Below are 26125 nucleotides of genomic sequence, written 5' to 3'. Positions count from 1 at the left end.
ATAAAATCCTAAATTTAAAATGAAAAATAAATTTGTCTATATTTTGGCATTTTCGCATTTGTGCTGTGATATAAATCAAGGCGCACTCGTGGCGATTTTGCCGTTTTTAATCGCCAGCTATCACTATGATTACGCAACCGCGGCTAGCCTAGTCATGGTCTCAAATATCGTTGGCTCGCTAATCCAGCCCGTTTTTGGCTCACTAGCTGATAAGAAAAACACACCTTACATTATCCCGCTAGGTCTTATTTTAGCAGGTGGCGGTATCGCGCTAAGTGGCGTTGCGCCCTCGTTTGCCGTGCTTTGCGCGGTCGTGATGATCACAGGAATTGGCGTGGCGATGTTTCACCCACAAGCCGCAAGAGCCATAAATAAATGCTCTAATCCGCACAACAAAGCCCAAAATATCGGCATTTTCTCATTTGGTGGGATTTTGGGATTTTCTTTGGGACCGCTTTTCATGACAGCGATTATTAGTGCGTTTGGGCTAAAAGGGACACTAATTTTTATAATTCCACAAATTTGCGTTAGTATTGTGTATAGATTTTTTTACGCCGAATTTAAAAGACTTGGCGAAATTACACCCAAAACAGCCACAAACACCCAAACTAACGGCGTCGATGACTGGGGCGGATTTTATAAACTCATGGCGTTAATCTGTGGGCGTTCTATCATTTTTCACGGATTTAATACATTTTTGGCGCTTTATTTTATCTACGAATTTGACCAAAGCAAGGCTTATGCAAACACGCTATTAAGCGCATATATCGGCGTGAGCGCGATTTTTACCCTTCTTGGTGGCAGGTTTGCCGATAAATTCGGCTTCACAAAGATGATAAAAATCTCATTTCTTTGCCTTTTGCCGATTATGATAATGCTAGCAACCGCGCAAAATTTGGGCTTTGCCGTGGTTTTATTAGCACCGCTTGGCATTTTTCTAGCTCTTTCTTATAGCCCGATTATCGCACTTGGGCAGGGCTATTTGCCAAACCGCGTTGGGCTTGCTTCTGGCGTTACATTTGGGCTGACTGTTAGTATTGGTGGGATTTTTGCGCCGATTTTGGGGCTGATTGCCGATAAATTTGGGCTAGGATATGTTTTATACACGCTTTGCGTGGTTTGCGTTTTGCCACTTTGTATGGCGTTTTTCTTGCCAAATTTAGAAAAAAAGCAAGGCTTATGAAATATTTTTGGCGTTATAGCTCGCCGCTTGGTGAAATTTTTATGCAAAGCGATGGAGCAAATTTAACAGCACTTAAATTTGGCAAATTTAGCGATTTTGGCGCAGAATTTAGGGAGCAAAATTTGCAAATTTTTGGGGATACTTGCGCTTGGTTGGACATTTATTTTAGTGGAAATTTGCCAAATTTCACGCCTAAAATTTCACTAATTGGCAGCGAATTTCAGCTTGAAATTTGGCGCATTTTAATGCAAATTCCTTTTGGCGCAACTATGACTTATGGCGAAATTGCGTGCAAAATCGCACTAAAAAGACAAATCCCAAAAATGTCCGCCAGAGCCGTAGGTAGAGCAGTGGGAGCAAATCCAATTGCGATAATTATCCCTTGCCACCGAGTTATCGGCAAGGGAGGCAAACTCACAGGCTACGCATACGGGCTGGATAAAAAAGAGTTTTTGCTAAATTTAGAAAATGCGAAATTTAGGGCTTAATTTAATCCGCTTTTTGGATTAAAACTCTCTCGCATTTTATGATTTCATCAAAACCGCTTTCGAATTTACCGAGATTTATGACGCCTTCGTAGTATGGCTGAGGTTTGTAGTAAAGCACCAGATTCCCCCACGGCGAGAAATAGCCTAAATCTCCGACTTTGCCGTCCGAGCTGGGATCGCCGGCAAAATTTAGTCGCACAGGCAAATCCGCGATTTTTTCTCGCCCTGCGTAATCTTTCAAATTTAACTCTAATGGCAAATTTTCATAAAAACTCTTTGCCGCGCTAGTATCGCTCAAAACAGCCACCGCACGGACATTTTCACAGTTAAATTTTACTCTCATCTCGCCTCCAAATGCAAAAATTATACTCAAACACAAAAAAATCAGTTTTTTCATAATTTTCCTTTAAAATTTTTGCCTAATTCTGCAAATTTTATTTTACCAAAATTTCGTTAGCATTTAGCCATGCTCTTATATCATCGCCGAGAGTCGCACCACCTGAATAATGCACCGATAGTGCATTGCCGATAGGCGAATTTGGCGCAAGTTTGGCGATTGCCGTGACACTAGCCCCCATTCTGCCCCCACCATGCGAAGCAAACGGAATTATCATTTTGCCGTTAAAATCATAACTTTGTAGTAGCGTTGCAATGGGCATTGGGATACTCGCCCACCAGTTTGGATAGCCTAGTAGTATCGTATCATACTGCTCGAAATTTTTGATTTGGGAGTCTATTTTTGGTCTTGCATTTTTGTGTTGATCGCTTTGAGCCTGCATTAAACAAGTATTGTAATCATCAGAATACGGCGTTTCTAGGCGAATTTCAAAAATATCTGCACCCGTGATTTTGCGAATTTCTCTGGCTATGCCACGCGTATTTCCACCCCACGAATAAAATACGATTAGGATTTTTTCGTGTTTGCTTTGGATAAAACTTTCGTTTTTGGCTTCGATTTTGCCTAAATTTGGCGAATTTTCGGCATTTCTTGCAAGGCGAATTCCAAGATTGTGATTTTTATAATTTGACTGAGCCGCTGCTCTGTAAGCACTGCGTAAATTTTTACCAAAGTCGTTCCAGCCACCGCCCCTATAAACATGCCTTGTGCCGACACTTGCCCCTGTGGGATTTAGCGCGTTCCCACTCTCGTAAGCGCCGTAAAAATCCCAGCACCATTCATTTACATTGCCGTGTATGTCAAAAAGCCCAAAGCCGTTTGGTGCGAAGCTACCCACTTCTATCGTGCGATAGCGTGGGCTTGTGGGTTTTGCTTTTAGTTTGCTGTTGTCAAAATAATTTTCTTCGATTTCATAAGGGTAGTTTGAGTAAAAATTTGCCTCATTTCCGCTTGGCGGGATCTCTGAGCTAAATGGCGTTGAAGTTCCTGCTCTGGCTGCATATTCCCACTCGGCTTCGCTTGGCAATCTGTATCCGTTCGCACCCCTATCCCAAATGACCGAATCTGGCGTGATTTCATAGGCTGGGTTTAGCCCTTCGCTAAGGCTTTTTAGGTTGGCAAACATTACCGCATCTAGCCACGAAACATTTTCCACAGGCAAATTAACGCCCTTGTTTTCGCTTGGATTAACGCCTGTGATGCGTTCGTATTCGCCCTGCGTGATTTCGTGAGTGCCGATATAAAAATCACTCACGCCCACTTCATGCGCCATCTCATCATCGCTTCGCCAGTTTTCGCTTTTCTCGCTTCCCATGATGAAATTTCCGCCCTTAATCAAAACGAAATTTTTATCTAAATTTGTGGAATTTTTCTGCGTATCGCTTAAAATTTGCTTTGATTTTTCATCTAAGGCTTTTAGTTTTTCTAAATTTTCATTTTCGTTTGAAACGCTCGCTGTGGCGGTATTTTCGATGATATTGCCCTTTTTTGAGCCAGTAAAATTATAAATCAGCCCGCCAAAAATAAAAATCGCCAAAAGCGCGAAAATAGGCATAAATTTTTTCATTTTGCTTCCTTTAAATTTTTGATAAATTTTGCTAGTAAAAATCCGATAAACGCCCACGAAAAGAGCATTGTAGCACCGCTTAGCATACTTTGGTAAAGCGGAATTTTAAAATCCAAAAATGCAAATTGCACTTTGGCTAGCATGTAATCAATCATGCCAGTATCTAAAAATAGCCAAAATCCATAAAGCGAAATTAGCCACGAACCGATGATTAAGGCATTTGCGAAAGTGCTTGGTTTTAGTTTTTTGGCTAAATTTAGCGCGTGAAAACCGATATGAAGTCCTGCGAATACAAAAAACCAGTGCGTAGCACACAGATGAAGCACTCTGGCAAATGAAATTTTCATAAATCCACTCGCAAAAGGCAGGGCATATTTACTCATCGCCAAACCCGATATTATGGAGATTGTAAAAGAAATTACAAGGGCTAAATTTATGAAATTTTGAGCCAAATTTGATGAATTTTTTAAAATTTTGAGCTTATACCACCACGAGTTTAAAATTTGGTGGATTAAAACCACAAAAAGAGCAAAAACGCCGATATATTCGTGCGCTCTTTGCTCGGTAGATTGCGAACTCATAAGCAAAATTAACAAAAACGCCAGGAAAATATCAACTAACTGCTTTTTGCTTTTTTTACTCATTTTTTGCCTTGCAAAACCCCTTAATCAGGCAGTTTCCAGCTGTTTAGCATTTCTACTGTTTTTGGGTCTAAATGGTTGAAATCATTAAATAGCGATGTTTGCTCGTCCATATTAGCGATTGTTTGCATATCGTTTGTGCTAAGTTCGAAGTCAAAAACGCTGAAATTTTCAACCATACGCTCTTTGCGAGTAGTTTTTGGGATAACGATAATGTCGTTTTGGATAAGGTAACGCAAAATGGTCTGGGCTACGCTTTTGCCGTATTTTTCGCCGATTTTTTTGAGAATTGGGTTGTTAAACATATCGTTTCGTCCCTCGCCAAAACTAGCCCAGCTTTGCACCGCAATGCCATATTTTTTGGCGATTTCGCGGTCAAATTTACGCTGATGAAACGGATTTAACTCGATTTGATTAACAGCCGGTTTAATTTCGTTATTTATGGCGAAATCCACTAAGCGATCGGGATAAAAATTGCTAACGCCGATTGATTTTATGCGTCCTTCGTTTTTTAGCCTACTCATCGCGCGCCACGCTCCGTAAATGTCGTTATATGGCTGGTGGAGCAAAAGCAAATCAAGATAATCTAAGCCCAGCTTTTTCATACTAGCTTCAAAACTGCGTAAAACGCCACTTTCTGTCGCGTTGCTAACCCAAATTTTGGTTGTGATAAAAAACTCTTCCCGCTTAATCCCGCCTTTAATAGCCGAATTTACCGCCGCACCCACGCCAAGCTCATTTTGATATGCCTGAGCCGTGTCGATAGAGCGGTATCCTACGCTAATGGCGTCTTCAACGCACCTTTGGGTGTCGTTTTGTGGGATTTGATACACGCCGTATCCTAAAATAGGCATTTTGTTGCCGTCATTTAAAGTGATAAATTTCATAGCTTCTCCTTTTAAATTTTGCGAATTTGCGTTTAAATTTAGCGCACCGCCAAGCAGTGCCACGCTACCCAAGATTGCAGAATTTTTTAAAAATTCTCGCCTTTGCATAAAAATCCTTTTTGGCAAATTTGATTAAATTTTAGCAAATTTGAGAGTAAAATTCATAGAACAATACTCCAAATTCCTTGCCTAATCCTGCAAATTTTATTTTCGCTCGATTCGCTCTGGACCGCCTTTGTTGATAGCGCCTACCACTTTGTGTGGGACATACAGCTCTTCAAGGTATTTGATCTCACTCTCATCAAGGCTGATTTCAAGGGCTTTTGCCCAGTCATCTAAATGCTCTGTTTTAATTGCGCCAAGAACTGGGCTATCCACGCCCTTAGCAAAGTGCCAAGACAAAGCGATTTGCGCCATATTTACGCCACGATTTTTCGCTATTTCATCAATCCTAGCGATGATTTTAAGGTCGCTTTCTTTAAATTCGTCGTATTTTACGCGTAAGACTTTATCTTCATTTACTCGCTTTGAATACCCGTCCCACGAAGTGTGAGCTAGATGACCGCCAGCTAGCGGGCTATACGGCGCGATACTTGTGCCAAACTGCCTACACACGGGGATCAAATCCCGCTCATCTTCCCTATAAATCAGGCTATAATGGTTTTGCATAACGCTAAATTTGGTTAAATTTTCACGCTCGGCGCATAGTTGCATGTTAAAAAACTGATAGCCATACATCGCACTAGCCCCTAGCGCACGGACTTTTCCGGCTTGAACTAGCTCATGAAGTGCACTCATAGTCTCAAAAATTTCGTGGTCGTAGTCGAAACGGTGTATCATATACACATCGACATAGTCCGTGTTTAGGCGTTTTAGTGAGCCTTCTATTTCACGCATGATTGCCGTTTTGCTTAGTTTGCCTTCGTTGAAAAATACCTTAGTTTCGATGACGACATCTTCTCTTTTGACGCCTAAATTTCGAAGCGCCTTGCCTAGATAAATCTCAGAATCGCCGTTGGTATAGACATTTGCAGTATCAAAATAATTTATACCAAGCTCTAACGCCCTTGCGACGACCTTTTCGCAGGTTTTCTCATCTGCCTCAGTCCAAGTAAGAAAGTTTGGATTTGGTCTGCCAAAACCCATACAACCAAGGCAAATTTGCGAAATTTTAATGTCAGTTTGCCCTAAATTTGTGTATTTCATAATCTCTCCTTTTAATATCTGTTTATAAAATCTTTGATTTCGATAAACGAGCTCTCGCTCTCCCAAAGCTCTGGCATCACAAGCGCGAAATCGTGTGGCATACCGCTATACACGCTCAGGCTAAACTCGCCGTTAGCTTTGGCTAGTCTGCGCGCTAGTTCGACGCCGTCATCGGCTAATAGCTCGTATGCGCCCACTTGGATTAGCATTGGCGGCAGGTCGCTCAAATCGGCGTATAATGGCGAAAGGCGTGGATCTTTTAAATCGAAATTTTTAGCATAGCTTGGCGGAGCGATGATTTCTTTGTAGAGAAATTTGTTTTTTTCGCCCAAAACAGCGTCTTTTTTGGCGTTGTCTTTTTTGGAAGCCAAAGCCATACTCATATCCGTCCATGGCGAGATTAGCACCATAAGGCGGGGTTGAGCGACATTTTTTTCTTTTAGATATAGGCTTAATGCAAGGGCTAAATTTCCCCCGGCACTATCGCCGATGATTGCGATATTTTCGGGATTTACGCCGTTAGCGAGCAGATATTCATACGCGCTAAACGCATCTTCAAGCGCGGCAGGGTATGTAAATTTAGGCGCAAGGCGGTAATTTAGCATATAAATTTCCTTCGCGCCTGTAACCAAAGCGTGTTTTAGGGCGAAATTTCGGTATCTATCGTTTAGTCCGCCCACATAACCGCCACCGTGGAGTTGCAATATGGTTAAATTTGAGTTTGATTTCAAATTTGCTAATTTTTCGATTTTTAGCTCGCCACGCATAATCTCGCTGTGCTCCCAACCGCTAGGTGCGCTAAATGGCACAGGTTTTGGCGCGTTTTTATCAGGGTTAAAAAATTTATCCATTTGCGCTACCATATACTCTTGCTTCGCACTATTTTCGAATTTCAGCCCCGAATTTTGGGGAGTTGTCTCGTGTTTGGCGCACCCGGCTAGGCTTAGTGCCACAGCCATGCTCACACAAAAAAGCGAAAATTTATTTAAATTTTTCATATTTTTCCTTTCATTAAATTTTGCCTAATTCTGCAAATTTTATTTTAATTTTTCATATTTTTTACTTAAATTCAGACCCAAAATTCCCCAAACAAACGAAATTATTGCGCCCAAAATCAAAACTCCACTCACGCCAAATTTAGCTAGTGCTATGCCCTCGACCTGCGATGAGAGCGCGTCTCCGCCACGATAAACGACCGTGTCAAGGAAGTTTTTGACCTTGTATTTACTCTCGCTATCAAGCGGGACAAAAAGCATTTCGCGAGCCGGTTTCACAAGGGCGTATTCGCCGACCCTACGCAGACTCATCACAAACGCAATGCCCCAGAATGCTGGGTGCGTGAAATTTAGCATAATAAATCCGAGCGCAATCACAAATCCAAGCAGAGCCAAAAGCCACTTTATGCCAAAAAATTTAGCGATTTTTGCCGTTAGGAAAATTTGTATAAAAAAACTAGCGCTTTGCACGATAAGATCGATGTTTGCAAAGGCTGCGGCTCTGGCTTCGCGCGTCTCAAAAACCGCGCGCACAATCCTAGCTTGTTCCATGTATAAAAATGTGCTAACACTTGTAAGCAACAAAACAAAGCCTACAAAAGATAGCAAATAGGGCGATTTTAAGATGATTTTAAAGCCATCAAGCGGATTTTTGCTAGGTAGTGGAGTGCTGAATTTTTGAGTGAAATTTGCTTTTTCGCTCTCGTTTTGGAGCAAATTTAGCCCCTCTTTTATGATTAAATTTTTCAAAATCAAGGCAAAAAGTAGCAAAAACGCCGACAAAAATATGAAATTCCCAGTCTCCACTCCACGCAAAAAGCTAACCAAACCAGCCCCCGCAATCCCGCCCAAACTCGCTCCTGCGCTGATTATGCCAAACATTGATTTGCTAGTTTCTTTGCTAAAAACATCAGCCAAAACGCTCCAAGCCGAGCTTATGACAAAGAGATTAAAAACGCTCACCCAAATGTAAAAAACCCTGCAAAGTGTGGCAAACGCGGGGCTTTGGGCGTCAATAAATCTCATAGCCACGAAAAATCCTAGCAAATTTAGGGCAAAAAAGATAAAAATGGCGTCGGTGTAGAGTTTGCGCTTGATAGCTCCGCTTAGCCACATAGCTAAAATAGAGCAAACAATCGTGGCGACAAAAGTGCCTAAAAATAGCCATTTTAGCTCGTCGCTTCCGCCATGAATCCCAAGCGCATCGCGAATCGGGCGCAAAAGCGCATACGAGCAAAAAAGCGAAAAAATAAAAAACGCACTGTAAAGCAAAAGCTTGAATTCTTCGTGCTTTATCTCAAAAATCGAGTAAAATTTCTCTTTAAATTTCATTTTTATATTTTGCCTAATTGTGCAAATTTTGGCATTATAAACGCGCCAAAACTGCGCTAAATTTCAATAAATTTACCCAAAAATCTTTTGCAAATGCGCCTTGTAATCGCTCACATATTTTTCAACTTGCGGATTTTTTATGACATCGTTGCACATAAATGTAGGAAAGCCCGTCATTCCCACAAATTCCATTGTTTTGTGCAGGTGCATATACACAGCCTCCACACCCACTCCGCCGAAAAATTCGTCCTTATCCTCAAACGCGTCAAGCGGGGCGTTCCATGTCACGCTAAACATATACTTTTTGTCTGTGAGTTTGCCACCCTTGCCGTAGTCTTTGGTAGGATTAGTGCGGTGTCTGCCGTCGTTTCCGCCCGTTTTCATAGTGATTTCCATAAATACTTCATCGATATATTTTTTCACAATCCATGGCTCGCCCATCCACCACGCAGGTATTTGCCAAATCACACAATCGCTTTCTAAAATTTTATCGCACTCGACTTTTTGCTCATATCCATTGTCGATTTTTTTGATTTCTACGCTTTTGCCTAGGCTTTCAAGCGTCTGTTTTGCTGTCTCGCACAAAAGCTTACTAAGCTCACCTTTGCTTCCCCAAAATTCCTTTGAGCCGTCGATAATGTAAAATTTTTGCATTTTTTCTCCTTGATTTTCTTCTGAAATTTTTAAATTTGCAAATTTTGGATTTAAATTTGCCGAATTTTGCTGAGCGTTTAAATTTAACACACCGCCAAAAGCCATAGCACTTCCCAGCACAGCGGAATTTTTAATAAAATCTCTGCGTTTCATTTTTTTTCTTTTAAATTTTAAATTTCACACGCCCTTACCGTCAAGATAAAATTTTTTCCCTGCGACATAATGGAGTGTTTTTAGCTCATCGCCCACTTCATCAAAATGCCAGTGGCTGCCGTCAAAAATCCTATCGTCGCCATAAGCTGCCACAACCTGTCCGATAAAAAGATCATACGCCTGCTCGTTGTGAGACTCTGGGATAACCTTGCAAATAATCCACGCAGCGCAACCTGCGACTAGCGGGACTTTAAAATCGCCTTGATAAAACAGCTCCACGCCATCCATTTTATGTGGATTGTCGAAGCGAGAATTGTTTTCATCACCCAAATTTAAAAGCAGATCTTTTTGCGTAAAAACCGGGATTTGCACAGCAAAATATCCGCTTTTTTCGATTAAGGTGCGTGTAAATGAGCCGTTGTGCGGCACTATCGTAACTTTGTCGTAATCAAGCGGACACGCCCAAGTAACCGCCATAGCGTTTTTTACGCCCTCAAATTCAGCCGAGACTATCGTCGTAGCACCGTGGTTTAAAATGTGGTAAGATTTTTGAATATCGACATTAATTATTGCCATTTTTTGCTCCTTATTTTAGCTTTTTATACTGCTCGTCGCTTACTGGTTCTAGCCACTCGTTGCTAGTTTCCACGCCCTCGACTTCTACGGCGATATGTGCAAACCAGCTATCCTTTGCCGCGCCGTGCCAGTGTTTGACGCCAGCTGGTATATTTATGACATCTCCTGCTTTCATCTCCACGGCTTCCTTGCCCCATTCTTGGTAGTATCCGCGACCTGCTGTGGCGATTAGGATTTGACCGCCACCGCTTTTGGCGTGGTGAATATGCCAGTTGTTGCGACAGCTCGGCTCGAAGACCACATTATACATTTTGACTTGTTCGGTTGAGACGGCGTTTAGGTAGCTGTTTCCGCTGAAATACTTCGCATACGCGCTGTTTAGTTCGCCCACGCCAAATGGGCTAATTTTGGCGAATTCGTCCTTGCTCATGGCGCTAGGATCGCCAAATTTAGCCGAATTTGAAATTTTTAAAATTTCATTTATTTGCGCATCGCTAACGCCGTTTAGTTTAGCGATTTTTATGTGAGCGTCCCTTTGTGGCTCGGTGCCACTCATCGCCGCTAATGCTGCAACCGTGATGATCTCGCGCTCCTTCCACGAAAAAATTTCGCTCGCAAAAATATCGCCAAATAAATGCGCCTTCAAATAATAATCCACATCTGCGCTAAGTGCGCTTAAATCGACTTTTGAGCCCACTAAATCGGTTTGTGTTTTAGAGCCAATTTCTAGGCTATTTAAATTTTTCTCTATGATTTTATTTTCCGTGCCTTGCGTGGTTTTTGCGCCAGATTTTTCGCGCTCTTTAAGCGAAACGCTTAAAACACCAAGTCCATTTAGGGCTTTTGGAAAGCCACAATACGCATAAAGTTGCGCCATTGTATCCTTGATTTCGGCTACGCTCATGCCATTATCAAGGGCAAAATTTACGGCGTTTTTTAACTCGGTCAAATTCGAACTAGCCAAAAACGCTGAAATTTTGGTTAAATTTAGCTCTTTTTGGTTTAAATTTTTGATTTCGTTTTGTGAAATCTGCATATTTCCTCCCGTTTCATTTGCCATACAAACCCCGCAAAATAGCGAAGTTAGAGCTAGTGTTAAGATTGATTTTTTAAAAAACATACTCTCTCCTTTAAAATTTTTCAAGATTTGCGATTTTTTTCATATCATCATCGCTTAAATTAAAATCAAAAATGCTGATATTTTCGATCATACGGGACTTTGTCGCAGTTTTTGGGATAGTGATGATATTTCTTTGGATTTGCCAACGCAAAATCACCTGCGCCGCGGTTTTGCCGTATTTCTCGCCGATTTTTTGAAGCGTTTCATTTTTCAAAATTTTAGAACTACCTGAGCCAAAAGGCGAATAGGCCTGAGTGGCGACACCAAGCTTATCAAGCCCGTTTTGCGCACGAATTTGCTGTTTGAAAGGGTGAAGCTCGATTTGATTAAGCACAGGTTTTATGCTAAATTCATCGCAAAGCTCTCGCACTAAATCCACGCTAAAATTGCTAACGCCGATTGATTTTACCAATCCTTGCTCCACTAGCTCACAAAACCCAGCCCAAATGCCCTTAATATCGCCATAAGGAGCGTGGATTAGATATAAATCGATATAATCAAATTTAAGCGCATCTAGGCTTTCATAAACTGCCCTTTTTGCACCCTCTTTGCCCACATTTGCGCCCCATTGAAGCTTTGAAGTTACGAAAATTTCATATCGTTTTATGCCACTATTTCGCACAGCTTCGCCTACGATATCTTCGTTGCGATAATACTGCGCCGAGTCAATGTGGCGATAGCCCACTTCTAGGGCATTTTCTATGGCTCTAAGCCCGTCTTTGCCACGAATATCCCAAGTGCCATAGCCCAAAATTGGGATTTTCACGCCGTTGTTTAACTCATAATTTGGAACTAAATTTTGCATTTTTGCCCCCTTGTTTGCAAAAAGCGAATTTGCGCTCACAATCACGCCTGCGCCAAAAATTACAGAATTTTTCAAAAAACTTCGTCTTTGCATAAAATTTCCTTGAAAATTTTAAAATTTCGCAGAAATTTTACCAAATTTGGGGTGGAATTTGGTAGAACAATCCTCCAAATCCCTTGCCTAATCCTGCAAATTTTTGTCTAATTCTTTGATTTTTTCGATTGCAAGAAGTGCGCCAGTTTTGGCTGTTTGCGAGAGCGCGGAGGAAAATTCGCCCAAATTTAGCAAATCAACCTTAATGCCTAAAAATAGTATTTTTGGGATAAATTCGCGCAGGTATTTGATCCACACGCACGCTGGGATATTGTGCGCGCTGTAAAAATAACTCACATCATCGCTTAAATCCACGAATTCGCACTCAAATTTGGCGTTTTCGTCCATTATCACGCCGATTGCATCGACAGCGACTAAGATTTCTGGCGCGTAAGCTCTGATTTTGGAAAATTCATTTTCTGGCATGTCCCCGCCAAAAAACACCTCCCAGTCAGGAAGCTCACGCATGGCGATTTTACCGACTTCTATGCCAACGCCGTCATCGCCACGAAGCTCGTTTCCTACGCACAAAATCGCTTTTTTCATCTAAAAACTTTCCTAAGCGTTAAATAACCCTCATCTAAATTCTTTAAAAATTCACCCAAAGCCGAATTTTTAAGGCTTTGCAAAAGTTTTATGGCGTGTTCTGGGAAAATTTCGATTTCATTTATCGTAGCGATATTTCCTAGCTTAAATTTCGCGTATTCATCGCCCGCGCTTAGTATCTCTTCCCACTCATTTTCGCTAAATTCGCAAATCTTCTCACTAAAATCAATCGTGCCAACCCCATGCCCAAGGCTCGTAAAAATGGTGATATCCCTAAATTTCGGCGCACGCTCCGGCTCATCTACATGGCGTTTTGTCAGCTTCCAAACCTCTATCATAATCCTGCCTTAAATTTGAAATTTTGCGAAATTATACAGATAAATTCTTAATTATTAAAATTTAAAAAAATCCAAAATTTTGCCCTTTATTTGCTATAAAAGTAGTATAATCTTTCACTTAAAAGCAAAAGGCTTTTAGGACAAATTTTAAGGAGGGCGGTATGAAGGTTGTAAGTATTGTTGTAGTAGATGGCAGTGTCGTAAATGAATCTGATTTGATTACAAGTATTGCGTCGTATGATGATTTTAGCGCGATTAGCGCAGAGCTTCGAAAAGCCCTGAAAAAAAATTATATTAACAAGTCGCAATATACGAAAATTTACAAAAAAATCACCGCGCAAACTGGGTTTTCGCGCGCGAAATTTGACTATACTCCATACGCGAAAGATATCGAGGAGCTGGTAGGAAAAGGATACACGGTCAAAGCGATTTTAGCCCATATCGGCGAGAAGGACGCGGAGTTTAAAAAATCTGTGAGCGCTTCGGGGCTAACGCACTTCATAGCTACGAATTGTAAGGACGAAAAAAACAAAATTCGCGCAATCGCAAAGAGCAAAAACGAGCTTTTGCAAGCGTATAAATTTGAGCTTAAAAAGCTCCATTTTAAGGGCATTTCAGACAAAGATATTTTGCGAGTAATGAGGGAAAAATACCCTGAGGATTTCACCAAAATCACAGAGGCGCAAATCCATGAGTTTATCGAAGCTAACGCCAAACTCGATATGGGGCGCAAAATTTCGCTTCTTAAAAAACCAAGCCTGTATGATGAGCATTTCGACGAGATTATGAGCTTGTATAAAAGTGGCATGAGGGTCTATGATATATGGAAAACACTAAGGCAAAAATACCCAAAACTAGCCAAACTTCAAGCCCCAAGCCTGTATCATTTCATCGGAAATAACGCACTTGGCAAGGCAAAATATATGCAAGAAGGATAGGCTTGGGCGAGCCTAGAATTTGCGTGATTTTGTGCGGTGGCAAAAGCTCTCGTTTTGGCAGAGATAAGGCAGTAGAGCCATTTTCGGGCGAGCCTAGCATGACACATTTTTGTTTCAAAAGGTATTCGCGCATTTTTTCGCAGGTTTTTGTCTGCGCAAAATCGCAAAAATTTAGCCCCGCACTTCCTTTGATAAAAGATGATTTTAAGGATTTTTCGCCTATGGGCGCGCTGTATTCGGCGCTTAGGGGATTTGCTGGGGAAAGGGTTTTCATCGTGCCTGCTGATACGCCATTTGTGAGCGAAGAGGCAATCCGCGCGCTTTGGGAGAGCAGGGCTGAGATTTCGCTTGCAAGTGATGGCGAAAAAACGCATAATTTATGCGGATTTTTTAGTGGGGATTTGGCGGAGCGTGCGCTGGAATTTTACCACGCGAAAAACCATAAAATCGGCGAATTTATTACTTCTTGCGATAGTGAAATTTTAAAATTTAAAGACAAAGCGCAGTTTTTAAATATCAATTACGAAAGCGATTTAGAAAAAGTTGAAAACTAAAATTTTATTTTTGGCGCTATTTAGCGTTTTGTGCGCAGATGATGGCGAAATTTTGGCGAAAGCTAGGGATTTTGAGGCAAAGGGCGATTATAAAAACGCTATGATTTATTATAAAAAATTAGCCCTTGCAAACACTGGCGCGCAAAATTCAAGCGGAATTTCAAAGCCAAATTTATCGTCAAATTCTAGCAAAAATTCGGCGCGGTATCCAAAAAAGCAAAATTTAAAGCAAAATTTAGCGAATTTAGACTTGAATTCTACGCCAAAACCAAGCAAAAATCAAAATTTTAGCGAATTTTTGGGTATTAAATATTACGAGCCAATTTATGCTCTCTTTACTCACGATCACCATAAAAAAGAGGGTCGTAGCCCCAATGAAGCGCACTTTGCGTTTAGTTTTGAACGGCCTATAAGCTATGATTATTTTGGCTTTGGCGAGAAAATTTCTTTTGCTTATACGCAAAATTCGTGGTGGCAAATCACTGCTGATAGCGCGCCATTTAGGGAAAATAACTACAAGCCAGAGCTTTTTATGAGTCTGACGCCAGATTTTGCCGACGAGCTAAAACTTGGCGTTTTGCACGAATCAAACGGCAAGGACGGGGCGGATTCACGCTCGATAAATCATCTTTATGCGCAAAGTTCGTGGAGGTTTGGGGGCTTTGAAATCACGCCAAGACTTTGGTATGCTTTCGGGCTAGATCAGCGCAACAAGGACATTAGCGAGTATATGGGCTATGGGGATTTGCGCGCTTCGTATAGCTTCGGGCGACACAAAGTCATGGCCAAATGGCGCAACAATCTGCGCTTAAACTCGCAAAATCGCGGTGCAATCGAGCTTGATTTTATATTTCCGCTATTTAACAGTGGGCTTTATGGGTATTTTAGGTATTTTAGCGGATACGCTGAAAGCTTAGCTGATTATAAAAAAAGTGTCGATAAAATCGGCCTTGGTGTCTCGTTTGTGGAATTTTAAATTTCGCCAAATACTGACCTTGAATTTTGTATAATTTGCCATTGCAAGAAATGCGAAACAAAATTTGTGGCAATCTATGAGTTTAAAATTTAAATTTTGCAAATTTTCTGTCATTGCAAAGAAATGCGAAGCATTTCCGTAAAAATAAAACCAGCTAAATTTAGAAAAACGCAGTTTTTCTAAATTTAGCCACTTCTAAGGTTTTACAGGGGTGGGGGTTGGTAAGGGGGAGGGTAGCGTCTCCTAAAAAGCGCGCCCTCCCCCTTACAGAGAATTTCAAATTTCGCTTAAAATTTAAAAAAATCGTTCAATGCTAAATTTAGGTTAAATTTTGAATTTAAATTTTTCTGGATTGCTTCGAGCCTTTCGGCTCTCGCAATGACACGGAATTTGCATTTTGGTAATTTTCGCTCGTAGATTGCTTCGCTTTCTGCGAAAGCTCGCAATGACAGATTAAACAAATTTAAAAAAGCCCAAATTTCGAAAAGTCAAAATTTATAAAATTTTAGATAAAATCACAGGTTTAAATTTCAAAAAAGGATGTAAAATGGCAAAGGTTCAACCGGCAAATTTAATTTGGAAAAACGGCTCGCTAATCCCATGGGCTGAGGCTACCACTCACGTTTTAACTCACTCGCTTCACTATGGAAACGCAGTATTTGAGGGCGTAAGAGCCTACAAGACAGACAAAGGTTATGCGATTTTTCGCCTTGATGAGCACACAAAAAGACTTTTAGTTTCAGCCAAACTCTGCCTAATCAAAACCCCTTATAGCTTCGATGAGTTGCGTCAGGCGCAAATCGATGTCGTAGCCAAAAACGACTTCGATCAAACCGTCTATATCCGCCCGCTAATCTACCTAGGATACGGCTCTATGGGTGTTTCGCTAAAAGATGTCCCAGTCGATACAGTCGTAGCTGCGTGGCAATGGGGCGCGTATATGGGCGAGGAAGCCCTAAGAGCGGGCATTAAGGTCAAAATTTCATCTTGGGCGAAACCTGCTCAACACTCAATGATGGCAAAGGCAAAAGCGAGTGCGAATTATTTCAACTCACAAATGGCAAACTTCGAGGCTGTCGATGCTGGATACGATGAGGCGCTACTACTTGATCCACAAGGATTCGTCGCAGAAGGTCCGGGCGAGTGCTTGTTTATCGTAAAAGACGGCGCGCTAATCACTCCGCCAAACGATACTAGCTTGGAGTCAATCACTCAAAACTCAGTTATCCAAATCGCCGAGAGTTTGGGCATAAAAGTCCTTCGCCAACGCATTTCGCGCGATCAAGTCTATGCAGCCGATGAGGCGTTTTTCACAGGCACAGCCGCTGAGGTTACGCCGATTAGCAATATCGATGGACGCATTATCGGCAAGGGCGAAATGGGCGAGATCACAAGCAAATTGCAAAAAGCGTATTTTGCGGTCGTTACTGGCAAAGACCCTAAATTTGAGCACTGGCTCACATATATCAAGTAAGGATAATTATGCCGGCAGATTTAAATGATTATTTCAACAAAAATAAAAAAAATGGTGGCAACGAAAATGGTGGATTTAGCTTTAAGGGGCCAAATTTGCAGAATTTAGGCGGCTTTAAATTCGGCGGATTTTTCTACTTTTTAATCGCTATTATCGCGCTTTTTATCATTGCAAAACCATTTGCCACTATCCAATCAGGCGAGGTTGGCATTAAGTCAAATTTGGGTAAATACGATCCCACACCGCTGGGCGCTGGAATCCACTTTTTCGTGCCGTTTATCCAAGATATTTTTGTGATTGATACGCGCGTGAGAATCATCAACTACACTAGCAACGAGGATATGGCTACAAGCAGGGCAAGTGGCGGAAGTATCGGCGGAATCATCCGCAAAAATTCGCTCTCTGTTTTGGATTCTCGTAACCTGCCAGTTAGTGTTGATATTACTGTTCAATACAAACTAAACGAGAGCACCGCGCCTGCGACGATTGCGGAGTGGGGGCTTTTATGGGAGGATAAAATCATCGATCCTCGCGTCAAAGATGTCGTGCGTAGCGTCATAGGAAACTACCCAGCCGAGGAGCTTCCGACCAAACGCGAGGAAATCGCTAAGGCAATCGATCAAGGAATCCGCTCAAATATAGACGCTCTATCGAATTCTCCTGTGGAGCTAAGAGCGGTGCAACTTCGTGAGATTATACTTCCGCCAAAAATCAAAGAGCAAATCGAGCGCGTGCAAATCGCTAAACAAGAGGCAGAGCGCACCAAATACGAGGTCGAGCGCGCTAACCAAGAGGCTCTTAAAAAAGCAGCCCTTGCCAAAGGTAACGCTGATGCTGTAAAAATCGAAGCCCAAGGCAAGGCGGACGCCGTGAAAATCGAGGCTGACGCACAGGCGTATGCAAACACTGAAATCGCAAAAAGCCTAAATCAAAATTTGCTAAATTTAAAGCAAATCGAAACTCAGGCGAAATTCAACGAGGCTTTGCGTGAAAACAAAGACGCGCAGATTTTCCTAACCCCAGGCGGTGCGGTGCCAAATATCTGGGTCGATACCAAAAACAAACCGCAACAATCGGCGATTAGCGAATAATAAATTTTGCAATCCTTTCCTAGGATTGCAAAATTGCGTAAATTTATCAAAAACGGAGATTTTATGATTAAAGTTGATTGGCAAAAGGTCGCTGGCTTGCTTCCAGTTGTGGTGCAAGATTACAGCGATGGGGCTGTTTTGATGCTTGGCTATATGAACGAAGAGGCGCTATCTCTCTCGCTAGAAACGGGGCTAGCGCACTATTTTTCGCGCACGAAAAATCGCATTTGGAAAAAGGGCGAAACAAGCGGAAATGAGCAAATCATAAAATCTGCGTTTTTAGACTGCGATAATGATACGCTACTACTCAAAGTCGAGCAAAAGGGCGGTGTGGCGTGCCATACGGGAGAGAAGAGCTGTTTTTTTAATAAAGTAAAATTTGGCGAGAATTTGGCAAATTTGACGCAAAATTCGGAGCAAAATTCGCAAATTTTGGGTAATGAAAACACTGCGCCCAAAACTGCTTGCAAAATTTCGCCTTATGATATTTTAGATGAAATTTACCATGTTTGCCTAGATAGGAAATTTAACGCAGACCCTGCAAAATCCTATGTCGCAAGCCTGTATAAAAAGGGCGAAAATAGCTATCTCAAAAAAATCGCCGAGGAAGCGTGCGAGTTCGCGCTAGCTTGCAAGGATCTAACCCGCGCAAAATCTGCACCAGAGGCCGAACGGGCGCGTTTTGGCGAGCATAGAGCAGGCGAGCCAGAATACGATGCGATTTACGAGGGCGCGGATATTATTTTTCACATGCTTGTGGCTTTGGGGGATCATGGAATCCACCCTGAGACGATTTTGCGCGAGCTTGCACGCCGTGAGGGTATCAGCGGGATAGAGGAGAAAAATTCAAGGCAGGAAAAATAAAATCCTGCGAATTTGTTGTCATTATGGGCAAAGTGTTGTAATCTAAGGAAATTCGAATAAATTTTGAAAATTTTAAGCTATGGGCTTTTAAATTTCACACTCGTAAATTGTCATTGCGAGCAAGGTGTGCCCGCAATGACAAAACAGCGAAATTTGCTTAAAATCCTAAATTTTCGTTGATCAAAATCACTTCGTATTCACAGCCATACGGCGGATAGTAAAATATGCTAAATCCCCTGCACATGCGCTCTTTGCTCTTGCAGTCGTAGCATTTATCCCCGTTTGCGACACATGGGGTTTTTGATTTAAAGCGATTTGTATTTTTCACGGCGGCTATGTTTCTAGCCCTGCTCATCGCGCTATTAAAATCTGGCGCGATTTTGTTTTTGCCTACGATGAAATAGACCTTTTTGTGCCCGTAGCAAATCGCTGCTATGCGGTTGCCGGTGCCGTCGATGTTGATGATTTCGCCGTCTTCTGAAATACCATTGACAGACGAGATATAAACATCGGTCGTAAGGGCTTTTTTGCGCGTTTCATCGACGCTGAGATTTTTGTCAAGTAGCCAGTGCCAGTAGGTTTCGTTGTGTTCTCTGAGGCTCTCATACAGCCCCATTTCCTTGACGCTCATCGAACCGCCAAAGCCCACACTGACATCGTGGATATAGATATTTAGATACTCCACAGCCTTTTCTTTGCTCTCAAAAGCGCTGACCTTGTAACCTAATTTTTCCAAATTTTTGGTTATTTTGTCGAAATTCATACCTGCCCCCTGAAATAAAATTTTGGTATTTTATCAAAATTTGCAAAAATTTAATTTAAATTTTGTGCGTTAAATAAGTAAATTTAAAGCTAAATTTGGATAAATTTGCCATTTTTTGCAACTAACTGCGTGAAGAAGTGTTTTCAAAATCACCGCTATTTTGAAAACAGTTGGTTTGATACTTTCACCTGAAATTCGTTAAACCTAAGTGCAAGTTGCATTAAGCGGAATAAAATTTTAGGAGTGTAGGATGAAAGTTCGTCCTTCTGTTAAGAAGATGTGCGACAAATGTAAAGTCGTCAAACGCAAAGGTGTTGTCCATGTAATTTGTGACAATCCAAAACATAAACAAAGACAAGGATAAGTTATGGCTCGTATCGCAGGTGTTGATTTACCAAAGAAAAAAAGAATTGAGTATGGCCTAACTTATATCTATGGTATAGGTCTTTTCACTTCAAGAAAAATTCTTGATGCCACTGGCATTTCTTACGACAAAAGAGTTGCTGATCTAAGCGAAGATGAGGCTGCTACAATCCGCAAAGAGATCCAAGAAAACTATATGGTTGAGGGTGATCTTAGAAAAGAAGTTGCGATGAATATCAAAGCTTTGATGGATTTGGGTGGTTATAGAGGTTTAAGACACAGAAAAGGTCTTCCTGTTCGCGGTCAAAAAACAAAGACAAATGCTAGAACTCGCAAGGGCAAACGCAAAACTGTCGGCGCGGCAACTAAATAAGGATTAAGAAATGGCAAAAAGAAAAGTTGTTAAGAAAAAAACCGTTAGAAAAAATATAGCAAAAGGTATCGTTTATATCTCTGCTACATTTAATAACACAATGATTACAGTTACAGACGAAATGGGAAATGCTATCGCATGGAGCAGTGCTGGCGGACTAGGATTTAAAGGCAGCAAAAAATCAACTCCATACGCAGCTCAACAAGCAGTAGAAGATGCGCTTGGCAAAGCAAAAGAGCATGGCATTAAAGAAGTTGGTATCAAAGTTCAAGGTCCAGGTAGCGGTAGAGAAACTGCTGTAAAGAGCGTGGGTGCTATTGAGGGTATTAAAGTTACATATTTCAAAGACATTACTCCTTTGGCTCACAATGGTTGCAGACCACCAAAACGCCGCCGCGTATAATAAATTTAGGAGAATATAATGGCTAGATATACAGGACCAGTTGAAAAATTAGAAAGAAGACTAGGCGTTGATTTATTTATGAAAGGCGAAAGAAGACTAGCTGGAAAAAGCGCTCTTCTAAAAAGACCTTATGCGCCAGGCCAACACGGACAAAGACGCGCTAAACTTAGCGAATACGGCTCACAACTAAGAGAAAAACAAAAAGCTAAATTTATGTATGGCGTTAGCGAGAAACAATTCCGCAAACTATTCGCAGAAGCTGCTCGTCGCGATGGAAACACAGGTGCGATTTTAATCCAACTATTAGAGCAAAGACTTGATAATGTAGTTTATAGAATGGGCTTTGCTACAACTCGCCGTTTTGCAAGACAACTTGTAACTCACGGACATATTTTAGTCGATGGAAAAAGACTAGATATCCCATCATACAATGTAAAAGCTGGACAAAAAATCGAAGTTATCGAAAAAAGCAAAAACAATCCTCAAATTTCAAGAGCGGTTGATTTGACAGCTCAAACAGGTATCGTTGCTTGGGTCGATGTAGAGAAAGAGAAAAGATATGGAATTTTCTCACGCGTTCCAGAAAGAGATGAAATAGTTATTCCTGTCGAGGAAAGATTTATCGTAGAGCTTTACTCTAAATAGTAGGTGAAACATGAGAAAAATTACAACATCAGCTCATATGCCAACTGAATTAAAGGTTGAAAATGTCAGCGAAAATGTTGCTAAAATCGTAGCATATCCTTTTGAGACAGGATACGGCGTCACTCTGGCTCACCCTTTAAGAAGATTGCTATATACTAGCACCGTCGGATTCGCTCCGACTGCTGTCAAAATCGAGGGCGTAACCCACGAATTTGATAGTATGAGAGGTATGCTCGAAGATGTTGCTGCATTTATTATAAATTTGAAAAGCCTAAGATTTAAAATCAAAGGCGATTCAAAAAGAGAGGTTGTAGAATACAGCTTCAAAGGACCAAAAGAGATTTGCGGAAGCGATCTTGCTAACGATTTGGTCGATGTAGTAAATCCTAGCGCATATTTGGCTACTATTAACGAAGATGCCGATTTGAAATTTACTCTAATCGTAGAAAAGGGCATTGGTTATGTTCCAAGCGAAGAGATAAGAGACACTCTTGATAGCGATTATATCGCGCTTGACGCTTTCTTTACGCCTGTTACAAAAGCAGTGTATGATATCGAAAATATCCTAGTCGAGGATAACCCAGACTTCGAAAGAGTAGTATTTACGATCACAACTGACGGACAAGTAAGCGCAATCGACGCATTTAAAAATGCGTTAGAGGCTATGTATCAACAACTAAGCGTTTTCAAAGGCATAGTAAATATCAATATTTCTGATACTTTGGGAAAACAAATCCCTACAAATTCAGAATTTGCTAAATTATTTGAAAGCATTAATAGTTTGAATTTAAGTGCAAGAAGCTTTAACTGCTTAGAAAAAGCCGATATTAAATTTGTCGGTGAAATCGCTATTATGAGCGAATCAGAGCTAAAAGACCTTAAAAATTTAGGTAAAAAATCTCTTGAAGAGATTAAAGGCATTATGGAAGAAATCGGTTATCCATTGAGTAATGATAAACCAGAATTTTTAAGCAAAAAAGATAGCCTTAAACAAAAGCTTGAAGAGCTTAAAGCACAATCAAAAAATTAAGGATAATAAATGAGACACAATCACGGATATAGAAAGCTAGGTCGCACTTCGTCTCATCGTGCTGCACTGCTAAAAAATTTAACTATCGCACTAGTAAATAGCGGCAAAATCGAGACAACGCTTCCTAAGGCAAAAGAGCTTAGAAGTTATGCTGAAAAACTAATCACAAGAGCTAGAAAAGGCGATAGCGAAGCTCATAGATTTGTTTTCGCTGCATTACAAGACAAAGGCGCAACAAACAAACTAGTTACCGAAATCGCTCCAAAATACGAGGGTGTAAATGGTGGCTATACTCGTATCATCAAAACTCGCGTTCGCCGTGGCGACGCAGCTGAGATGGCATACATCGAGCTAATTAGCAAATAATCGAAATTCGGGAGAAATCCCGAATTTTAAATTTTAAAATTCTTCAAATTTCCCTTTAAATTTCAACCTTTAAATTTAGATTTTAATCCCAAATTTACGCAAAATATTGTAATATTTCGACTTTTAAAAGCCTTAAAATAAAAAAAGGAAAAAGTTGCAAATCCAAAATGATTTTTTAAAAAAACTAATTGATTTAAGGCGCAAAATCGCCTTTGGCCTTATCCTTATAATCGCTTGTGCGCTAATGGCGTATTCAAAGAGCTTTATGACAATCGCCTTTGGAATTTGCATTTTTATCTTTGCGATAAATTTGCTAAATCAAGCCCTAAGCGGTCTAAGCATAATCGAAAATTTCTTGCACAGCGTAACTTCTAGCAAATTTAAAAGCTTCCTTTTTGGGTTTATCACGACCTTTATCATGCAATCAAGTGGCCTAGTTAGCGTGCTTGCGATATCGTTTTTAAGCGCGGGGCTAATCGGGCTTAGTGCTGGGCTAGCTATCATTTGCGGGGCAAATTTAGGCACGGTTTCTGGTGGTTGGCTCTTTGCCCTGGGGCTAAAAACGCAAATTGCATACTACGCAATGCCTCTGATAATCCTAGGCTCGCTGTTTTTATTCACCAAAAACCAAAATTCCAAAAGTTTTGGCTATTTTTTATTTAGTTTAGGGCTTTTGTTTTTAGGAATCCACTATATGAAAGGCGGATTTGAGGAGATCAAAGAGACGGTCGATCTAGCAAAATACGCAATGAGCGGGTTTGGCGGGCTTTTGATTTACACATTTGTGGGTATTGTCATTACGATACTGACCCAGAGCTCGCACGCCACACTCGCCCTTGTCATCGCAGCTCTTGGTGCGTCGCAGATAAGCTATGAAAACGCAATCGCAATCGCCATTGGCTCAAATATCGGAAGCACAATCGTGGCAGTAATTGGCTCACTTTCTGCGAATTTCGACGGAAAAAAGCTAATGCTTGGCCATGTGATTTTCAATGTCGCCACGGCTATTTTGGTAATCGCGCTGATAAAATACTTCGTGCTAGCTACGGATTTACTAAGCGCGTATGTGGGGATAAAAAGCGATGATTACGCAATCAAACTCGCTGTTTTTCACACGATTTTTAATACTTTTGGGTGCATGATTTTTTATCCGCTGATCTCGAAACTAGAAATTTTACTAAATAAAATCATTACCGGCAAGGTCAAACGCGCCAAAATCATCAAGGCAAAATTTCTCGATGAAAACGCGCAAAAGGTGCCAAATACGGCATTTATCCTGCTTATCAAAGAAATGGGCAGGCTGTATTCTAACACCGTCTCAATCGTGGCAAAATCAATCAGCATTAGCAAAAATGACCTTAGCTCGGAGCTTGGCTCGGCTGAGATTATCGCCAAACGCTCGAAGCCAAAGGAGATAAATTTCGACGAGCTTTACGAAAACCGCTTCAAAGAGCTTTATTCGCAAATCACAGACTACCTCATCGGCGCTAGCGCAAACGCCAAAGACAGCGATTTGGCGCGCTTTATGAATATCCGCAGGGCAAGCTTGCTTCTAGCCGAAACGCTAAAAGATGTCAAACTAATCCAGCCAAATATCTTTAAATTTATGAGCTCATCGAACGAACATATCCGCGCCGAATACGACAAACTGCGCGCAAAAATCGTAAAAATGCTTCGCATTATGGAGAGTTTGCGCGATTTCGAAATTGATAGCAAAGAGGGTATGAAGGAGCTTAGGGCGCTTTTTGAAGAATACCGCAAAAGTGCGCTTGCACCCGATAAACTTCTAGCCGAAAAGCTCATTTCAAACAAAATGGCGACCTCGCTGATGAACGATATGGAAATCGTCAATGAAATCACTTCTAGGCTTTTAAAAATCGTGGAAATTACATTTAATTACGGCAAAGAAAATGATGATTTTGAAATTATTCGCGATAATCTGCGCCCAAAAGAGGCGTGAAATTTCGCTTTTGTGTCAAATTTAAGTAGTAAATTCGCACCAAATTTAGCCCCTTTTGGTAAAGGGGCATTTGGATTAATCTGCCAAATTTATCGTATCGATAATCTCTCTGGCATGGATTGCATAGTCGTTAGCAAGGGCTTTTTGGAAAATTTCAGCTAGTTGCTCATACGAGCCATCTCCACCGCCGAAAAACTCGCTATCACCGAAATTTCTCTCGTTTGTAGAGATTGTTTTATTATAAATCGGCTTGCCGTTTTTTAGAATTTTAAGCTTCAAATCGTAGCTGATAAATGGTTTTGCCGTCACATCAAAGCCGTCTGCGCTATAAAAGCCAAATTTAAAATCGTTGATTTGCGGGACGACTAAAAGCGCGCTAGGGCTTATAAGTTTTTCATCGCTTATCGTATTTGCTCGCACCAAATACGAGCCGATAAATCGCTTTGTCTCGCCTCCGACAAACTCGCCAAGGCTAAGGGTTAGATCCTTTTTCTTACCAAGGCTAGTTGAAGAGACGAAAGTTTGCTCGCTCATAATCTCAGCCGGGATATAAATTTGGGCTTCCTGCATGGCGTTTGCGACTAGGATATTTTCATCATACGGGGCGACATCTGCGCCGTTTTTGAACTCGGCCTTGTGCGCACAACCAGCAAAAAGCGCGCAAACAAGGGCAAAAGAAAAAAGCTTTTTCACGAAATTTCCTTTATTTTATCACTTTTACGACATCGTCAAATGCACGGCGCAGTTTTTTAGGCTGTGGATTTACGCGGTATCCAAACGGAAGCACGAGTGCCACGCGGCGGTCGTTTGGCTCGTATCCTAGCACTCTTGTAAGCTCAGCCCTATCATCAATCCCCTCGATTGCACAGCTATCGATCCCACGACTTGCGGCCTCGTTCATCATAGTCATCGCTGCGAACATACACTGAGCGTGCGACCAGCCAAATAGCAATTCATCGTCATTTTTGAAATTTGCATTTAAAAATTCATCGTAGAATTTCACCCTCGCTTCGCGCTCTTCTGCGCTTTTGTCCTCACGGCGAGAAATCATTTTGGCGATGTATTCGCTACCGTTTTTGAGCTCAGAAATTTTCGCCATGATTACGACAAGGCGCGCTGAGGTGGTGATTTGAGGCTGTTTCCAGCAAAGATTGCAAATTTTTTGCTTCATTTCATCATTTTGTATAACCAAAAAATCCCATTGTTCAAGCCCAGTCGAGCTTGGAGCTAAAATTCCAGCTTCTAGGATTGCTCTGAAATCCTCGTCTGATATTTTTTTGTTTTCGTCAAAAATTTTGCATGCGTGGCGAAAATTTAAAATTTCTGTATGTGTCATACTCTCTC

General features: G+C 41.3%; 31 protein-coding genes and 1 pseudogene. 15 read left to right on the top strand and 17 right to left on the bottom strand.

The features are described 5' to 3' along the window. Positions 1 to 19 precede the first annotated feature (19 nt). Together OFN67_RS04585 and OFN67_RS04580 are read left to right on the top strand one after the other, a co-directional pair. Positions 20 to 1183 carry an MFS transporter gene (locus OFN67_RS04585; RefSeq protein WP_270867901.1) on the top strand — a complete coding sequence of 388 codons (1164 nt, stop codon included), beginning with the start codon at positions 20 to 22 and terminating at the stop codon, positions 1181 to 1183. Next, the gene (locus OFN67_RS04580; protein ID WP_270867902.1) at positions 1180 to 1671 is read left to right on the top strand and encodes a methylated-DNA--[protein]-cysteine S-methyltransferase; all 492 of its coding nucleotides are present in this window, start codon (positions 1180 to 1182) and stop codon (positions 1669 to 1671) included. Before OFN67_RS04585 ends, OFN67_RS04580 begins: the two co-directional genes overlap by 4 nt. A gap of 1 nt (position 1672) precedes the next feature. Here the strand turns inward: OFN67_RS04580 and OFN67_RS04575 are convergent, their stop codons facing one another. From OFN67_RS04575 to OFN67_RS04510, 14 genes and pseudogenes are all read right to left on the bottom strand, one after another. Then, on the bottom strand, positions 1673 to 2068 hold the full coding sequence (locus tag OFN67_RS04575; protein ID WP_270867903.1) for a cyclophilin-like fold protein: 396 nt from the start codon (positions 2066 to 2068) through the stop codon (positions 1673 to 1675). A gap of 37 nt (positions 2069 to 2105) precedes the next feature. Then, positions 2106 to 3635, bottom strand: a complete 1530-nt coding sequence (locus OFN67_RS04570; protein WP_270867904.1) for a flavodoxin — start codon at positions 3633 to 3635, stop codon at positions 2106 to 2108. Further along, positions 3632 to 4279 (bottom strand): DUF4405 domain-containing protein, encoded by a 648-nt coding sequence (locus OFN67_RS04565; RefSeq protein WP_270867905.1) that lies wholly within the window; start codon positions 4277 to 4279, stop codon positions 3632 to 3634. Before OFN67_RS04565 ends, OFN67_RS04570 begins: the two co-directional genes overlap by 4 nt. A 20-nt stretch (positions 4280 to 4299) precedes the next feature. After that, positions 4300 to 5271: an aldo/keto reductase gene (locus OFN67_RS04560; protein ID WP_333720332.1), complete on the bottom strand. Its 972-nt coding sequence runs from the start codon at positions 5269 to 5271 to the stop codon at positions 4300 to 4302. A gap of 96 nt (positions 5272 to 5367) precedes the next feature. Continuing rightward, positions 5368 to 6369 carry an aldo/keto reductase gene (locus OFN67_RS04555; protein ID WP_270871384.1) on the bottom strand — a complete coding sequence of 334 codons (1002 nt, stop codon included), beginning with the start codon at positions 6367 to 6369 and terminating at the stop codon, positions 5368 to 5370. A gap of 11 nt (positions 6370 to 6380) precedes the next feature. Beyond that, on the bottom strand, positions 6381 to 7367 hold the full coding sequence (locus OFN67_RS04550; protein ID WP_270867907.1) for an alpha/beta hydrolase: 987 nt from the start codon (positions 7365 to 7367) through the stop codon (positions 6381 to 6383). Positions 7368 to 7406: 39 nt separating this feature from the next. Next, entirely contained in the window at positions 7407 to 8696 is a 1290-nt protein-coding gene (locus OFN67_RS04545) for an NTP/NDP exchange transporter (RefSeq protein ID WP_270867908.1), read from the bottom strand. 72 nt (positions 8697 to 8768) lie between these two features. After that, positions 8769 to 9350, bottom strand: a complete 582-nt coding sequence (locus tag OFN67_RS04540) for an NAD(P)H-dependent oxidoreductase (RefSeq protein ID WP_270868175.1) — start codon at positions 9348 to 9350, stop codon at positions 8769 to 8771. Positions 9351 to 9440: 90 nt separating this feature from the next. Next, a pseudogene (locus OFN67_RS04535) lies at positions 9441 to 9503 on the bottom strand (twin-arginine translocation signal domain-containing protein); the annotation flags it as partial. A gap of 24 nt (positions 9504 to 9527) precedes the next feature. After that, a complete protein-coding gene (locus OFN67_RS04530) occupies positions 9528 to 10079 on the bottom strand; it encodes a flavin reductase family protein (RefSeq protein WP_270867909.1) in 552 nt (183 codons plus the stop codon). A gap of 10 nt (positions 10080 to 10089) precedes the next feature. Further along, positions 10090 to 11199, bottom strand: coding sequence for a carboxymuconolactone decarboxylase family protein (locus OFN67_RS04525; RefSeq protein ID WP_270867910.1), 1110 nt, complete (start codon positions 11197 to 11199; stop codon positions 10090 to 10092). A 10-nt stretch (positions 11200 to 11209) separates the two neighbouring features. Then, entirely contained in the window at positions 11210 to 12097 is an 888-nt protein-coding gene (locus OFN67_RS04520) for an aldo/keto reductase (protein WP_270867911.1), read from the bottom strand. 87 nt (positions 12098 to 12184) lie between these two features. Continuing rightward, positions 12185 to 12643, bottom strand: a complete 459-nt coding sequence (locus tag OFN67_RS04515; RefSeq protein WP_270867912.1) for a hydrogenase maturation protease — start codon at positions 12641 to 12643, stop codon at positions 12185 to 12187. Further along, positions 12640 to 12981 carry a formate hydrogenlyase maturation HycH family protein gene (locus tag OFN67_RS04510; protein ID WP_270867913.1) on the bottom strand — a complete coding sequence of 114 codons (342 nt, stop codon included), beginning with the start codon at positions 12979 to 12981 and terminating at the stop codon, positions 12640 to 12642. Before OFN67_RS04510 ends, OFN67_RS04515 begins: the two co-directional genes overlap by 4 nt. A 161-nt stretch (positions 12982 to 13142) precedes the next feature. On the opposite strand from OFN67_RS04510, the gene OFN67_RS04505 reads away from it, so the two are divergent. From OFN67_RS04505 to hisIE, 6 genes are all read left to right on the top strand, one after another. Next, positions 13143 to 13919: a hypothetical protein gene (locus OFN67_RS04505; RefSeq protein ID WP_270867914.1), complete on the top strand. Its 777-nt coding sequence runs from the start codon at positions 13143 to 13145 to the stop codon at positions 13917 to 13919. Positions 13920 to 13921: 2 nt separating this feature from the next. Further along, entirely contained in the window at positions 13922 to 14473 is a 552-nt protein-coding gene (gene mobA, locus OFN67_RS04500) for a molybdenum cofactor guanylyltransferase (protein ID WP_270867915.1), read from the top strand. Then, entirely contained in the window at positions 14463 to 15449 is a 987-nt protein-coding gene (locus tag OFN67_RS04495) for a phospholipase A (RefSeq protein ID WP_270867916.1), read from the top strand. The genes mobA and OFN67_RS04495 overlap by 11 nt, the downstream gene beginning before the upstream one ends. Before the next feature lie 547 nt (positions 15450 to 15996). After that, positions 15997 to 16923 carry a branched-chain amino acid transaminase gene (locus OFN67_RS04490; protein WP_270868536.1) on the top strand — a complete coding sequence of 309 codons (927 nt, stop codon included), beginning with the start codon at positions 15997 to 15999 and terminating at the stop codon, positions 16921 to 16923. 8 nt (positions 16924 to 16931) lie between these two features. Beyond that, entirely contained in the window at positions 16932 to 18014 is a 1083-nt protein-coding gene (locus OFN67_RS04485) for an SPFH domain-containing protein (protein ID WP_270862946.1), read from the top strand. 63 nt (positions 18015 to 18077) lie between these two features. Further along, positions 18078 to 18878: a bifunctional phosphoribosyl-AMP cyclohydrolase/phosphoribosyl-ATP diphosphatase HisIE gene (gene hisIE / locus OFN67_RS04480; protein WP_270868535.1), complete on the top strand. Its 801-nt coding sequence runs from the start codon at positions 18078 to 18080 to the stop codon at positions 18876 to 18878. Between the two features lie 157 nt (positions 18879 to 19035). Here hisIE and OFN67_RS04475 read toward each other — a convergent pair whose 3' ends face one another. After that, entirely contained in the window at positions 19036 to 19641 is a 606-nt protein-coding gene (locus OFN67_RS04475) for a lactate utilization protein (RefSeq protein ID WP_270868534.1), read from the bottom strand. A gap of 250 nt (positions 19642 to 19891) precedes the next feature. On the opposite strand from OFN67_RS04475, the gene rpmJ reads away from it, so the two are divergent. From rpmJ to OFN67_RS04440, 7 genes are all read left to right on the top strand, one after another. Continuing rightward, positions 19892 to 20005, top strand: a complete 114-nt coding sequence (gene rpmJ, locus OFN67_RS04470) for a 50S ribosomal protein L36 (protein ID WP_270858514.1) — start codon at positions 19892 to 19894, stop codon at positions 20003 to 20005. A gap of 3 nt (positions 20006 to 20008) precedes the next feature. Further along, complete coding sequence (gene rpsM / locus OFN67_RS04465; RefSeq protein ID WP_270858513.1) at positions 20009 to 20377, top strand: 30S ribosomal protein S13; 369 nt, start codon at positions 20009 to 20011, stop codon at positions 20375 to 20377. A gap of 10 nt (positions 20378 to 20387) precedes the next feature. Beyond that, the gene (gene rpsK / locus OFN67_RS04460; protein WP_270858512.1) at positions 20388 to 20780 is read left to right on the top strand and encodes a 30S ribosomal protein S11; all 393 of its coding nucleotides are present in this window, start codon (positions 20388 to 20390) and stop codon (positions 20778 to 20780) included. Positions 20781 to 20798: 18 nt separating this feature from the next. After that, positions 20799 to 21425 carry a 30S ribosomal protein S4 gene (gene rpsD / locus OFN67_RS04455; RefSeq protein ID WP_270858511.1) on the top strand — a complete coding sequence of 209 codons (627 nt, stop codon included), beginning with the start codon at positions 20799 to 20801 and terminating at the stop codon, positions 21423 to 21425. Positions 21426 to 21435: 10 nt separating this feature from the next. Further along, positions 21436 to 22455 (top strand): DNA-directed RNA polymerase subunit alpha, encoded by a 1020-nt coding sequence (locus OFN67_RS04450; RefSeq protein WP_270858510.1) that lies wholly within the window; start codon positions 21436 to 21438, stop codon positions 22453 to 22455. 9 nt (positions 22456 to 22464) lie between these two features. After that, positions 22465 to 22821, top strand: coding sequence for a 50S ribosomal protein L17 (rplQ, locus tag OFN67_RS04445; protein WP_270858509.1), 357 nt, complete (start codon positions 22465 to 22467; stop codon positions 22819 to 22821). 154 nt (positions 22822 to 22975) lie between these two features. Beyond that, entirely contained in the window at positions 22976 to 24781 is a 1806-nt protein-coding gene (locus OFN67_RS04440; protein ID WP_270868533.1) for a Na/Pi cotransporter family protein, read from the top strand. Positions 24782 to 24856: 75 nt separating this feature from the next. On the opposite strand, the gene OFN67_RS04435 is transcribed toward OFN67_RS04440, so the two are convergent. Together OFN67_RS04435 and OFN67_RS04430 are read right to left on the bottom strand one after the other, a co-directional pair. Next, a complete protein-coding gene (locus tag OFN67_RS04435) occupies positions 24857 to 25474 on the bottom strand; it encodes a hypothetical protein (protein ID WP_270865816.1) in 618 nt (205 codons plus the stop codon). A gap of 10 nt (positions 25475 to 25484) precedes the next feature. After that, the gene (locus OFN67_RS04430; protein WP_270865815.1) at positions 25485 to 26117 is read right to left on the bottom strand and encodes an NAD(P)H-dependent oxidoreductase; all 633 of its coding nucleotides are present in this window, start codon (positions 26115 to 26117) and stop codon (positions 25485 to 25487) included. Between the last annotated feature and the right edge of the window lie 8 nt (positions 26118 to 26125).

This window comes from Campylobacter sp. JMF_11 EL3 (genome assembly GCF_027736965.1).
Taxonomy (GTDB): domain Bacteria; phylum Campylobacterota; class Campylobacteria; order Campylobacterales; family Campylobacteraceae; genus Campylobacter_B.
This window is presented reverse-complemented; position numbering and strand designations above follow the sequence as displayed.

Bases quoted from the DNA above. Each gene is read 5' to 3' on its own strand.
- OFN67_RS04585 (WP_270867901.1), top strand. From the start codon at position 20: ATGAAAAATAAATTTGTCTATATTTTGGCATTTTCGCATTTGTGCTGT.
- OFN67_RS04580 (WP_270867902.1), top strand. From the start codon at position 1,180: ATGAAATATTTTTGGCGTTATAGCTCGCCGCTTGGTGAAATTTTTATG.
- OFN67_RS04575 (WP_270867903.1), bottom strand. From the start codon at position 2,068: ATGAAAAAACTGATTTTTTTGTGTTTGAGTATAATTTTTGCATTTGGA.
- OFN67_RS04570 (WP_270867904.1), bottom strand. From the start codon at position 3,635: ATGAAAAAATTTATGCCTATTTTCGCGCTTTTGGCGATTTTTATTTTT.
- OFN67_RS04565 (WP_270867905.1), bottom strand. From the start codon at position 4,279: ATGAGTAAAAAAAGCAAAAAGCAGTTAGTTGATATTTTCCTGGCGTTT.
- OFN67_RS04560 (WP_333720332.1), bottom strand. From the start codon at position 5,271: ATGCAAAGGCGAGAATTTTTAAAAAATTCTGCAATCTTGGGTAGCGTG.
- OFN67_RS04555 (WP_270871384.1), bottom strand. From the start codon at position 6,369: ATGAAATACACAAATTTAGGGCAAACTGACATTAAAATTTCGCAAATT.
- OFN67_RS04550 (WP_270867907.1), bottom strand. From the start codon at position 7,367: ATGAAAAATTTAAATAAATTTTCGCTTTTTTGTGTGAGCATGGCTGTG.
- OFN67_RS04545 (WP_270867908.1), bottom strand. From the start codon at position 8,696: ATGAAATTTAAAGAGAAATTTTACTCGATTTTTGAGATAAAGCACGAA.
- OFN67_RS04540 (WP_270868175.1), bottom strand. From the start codon at position 9,350: ATGCAAAAATTTTACATTATCGACGGCTCAAAGGAATTTTGGGGAAGC.
- OFN67_RS04530 (WP_270867909.1), bottom strand. From the start codon at position 10,079: ATGGCAATAATTAATGTCGATATTCAAAAATCTTACCACATTTTAAAC.
- OFN67_RS04525 (WP_270867910.1), bottom strand. From the start codon at position 11,199: ATGTTTTTTAAAAAATCAATCTTAACACTAGCTCTAACTTCGCTATTT.
- OFN67_RS04520 (WP_270867911.1), bottom strand. From the start codon at position 12,097: ATGCAAAGACGAAGTTTTTTGAAAAATTCTGTAATTTTTGGCGCAGGC.
- OFN67_RS04515 (WP_270867912.1), bottom strand. From the start codon at position 12,643: ATGAAAAAAGCGATTTTGTGCGTAGGAAACGAGCTTCGTGGCGATGAC.
- OFN67_RS04510 (WP_270867913.1), bottom strand. From the start codon at position 12,981: ATGATAGAGGTTTGGAAGCTGACAAAACGCCATGTAGATGAGCCGGAG.
- OFN67_RS04505 (WP_270867914.1), top strand. From the start codon at position 13,143: ATGAAGGTTGTAAGTATTGTTGTAGTAGATGGCAGTGTCGTAAATGAA.
- OFN67_RS04490 (WP_270868536.1), top strand. From the start codon at position 15,997: ATGGCAAAGGTTCAACCGGCAAATTTAATTTGGAAAAACGGCTCGCTA.
- OFN67_RS04485 (WP_270862946.1), top strand. From the start codon at position 16,932: ATGCCGGCAGATTTAAATGATTATTTCAACAAAAATAAAAAAAATGGT.
- hisIE (WP_270868535.1), top strand. From the start codon at position 18,078: ATGATTAAAGTTGATTGGCAAAAGGTCGCTGGCTTGCTTCCAGTTGTG.
- OFN67_RS04475 (WP_270868534.1), bottom strand. From the start codon at position 19,641: ATGAATTTCGACAAAATAACCAAAAATTTGGAAAAATTAGGTTACAAG.
- rpmJ (WP_270858514.1), top strand. From the start codon at position 19,892: ATGAAAGTTCGTCCTTCTGTTAAGAAGATGTGCGACAAATGTAAAGTC.
- rpsM (WP_270858513.1), top strand. From the start codon at position 20,009: ATGGCTCGTATCGCAGGTGTTGATTTACCAAAGAAAAAAAGAATTGAG.
- rpsK (WP_270858512.1), top strand. From the start codon at position 20,388: ATGGCAAAAAGAAAAGTTGTTAAGAAAAAAACCGTTAGAAAAAATATA.
- rpsD (WP_270858511.1), top strand. From the start codon at position 20,799: ATGGCTAGATATACAGGACCAGTTGAAAAATTAGAAAGAAGACTAGGC.
- OFN67_RS04450 (WP_270858510.1), top strand. From the start codon at position 21,436: ATGAGAAAAATTACAACATCAGCTCATATGCCAACTGAATTAAAGGTT.
- rplQ (WP_270858509.1), top strand. From the start codon at position 22,465: ATGAGACACAATCACGGATATAGAAAGCTAGGTCGCACTTCGTCTCAT.
- OFN67_RS04430 (WP_270865815.1), bottom strand. From the start codon at position 26,117: ATGACACATACAGAAATTTTAAATTTTCGCCACGCATGCAAAATTTTT.